Source organism: Cellulomonas bogoriensis 69B4 = DSM 16987 (genome assembly GCF_000767165.1).
GTDB classification, from domain to species: Bacteria; Actinomycetota; Actinomycetes; order Actinomycetales; family Cellulomonadaceae; genus Actinotalea; species Actinotalea bogoriensis.
Genome location: NZ_AXCZ01000436.1, coordinates 1 through 571, shown reverse-complemented (window position 1 = coordinate 571; position 571 = coordinate 1). Strand labels below are relative to the sequence as shown.

Here is a 571-nt window from a genome sequence, read left to right as displayed (position 1 = left end):
TGGGGGTACCTGGCCGGGTGGGGGTTCGTCATCGGCAAGACGGCGTCCTGCGCCGCGATGGCCCTGACGTTCGCCGCGTACGCCGCGCCCGCCGGGTGGGAGCGCCCCGTCGCGGTGGCCGCCGTGCTGGGGCTCGCGGCGGTCAACTACCGGGGCGTGACCCGCACCGCGCGGCTGACGCGGGTCATCGTGGTCGTGGTGCTGCTGGCACTGGCCACGGCCGTGGCGGTGAGCCTGGCGGGCTCCGGGCCGCGGTGGGAGGTGCTGGGGAAGTGGGGCGACGCCCCGGGCGGGTGGTACGGCACCGCCCAGGCCGCAGGGCTGCTGTTCTTCGCGTTCGCGGGGTACGCCCGCATCGCGACCATGGGGGAGGAGGTCCGGGACCCGGCCCGGACCATCCCCCGGGCCATCCAGGTCGCGTTCCTGGTCACCCTCACCGTGTACGCGGTGGTGGCGGTGACGCTCCTGGTGACGTTGGGCGCCGACGGGACGGCCGCGTCCTCCGCGCCGGTGGCGGCTGCCGTCGAGCAGGCGGGTGCGGGGTGGGCCGGGCCGGTGGTGCGCGTCGGGG

The 571-nt window shown here is 77.1% G+C and carries 1 protein-coding gene; it reads left to right on the top strand.

All coding sequences use genetic code 11. The annotated features are described in order from the left end of the window. Window positions 1–571: amino acid permease (locus N869_RS15880; protein ID WP_035063331.1), on the top strand; the 571-nt coding region annotated here is incomplete at both ends.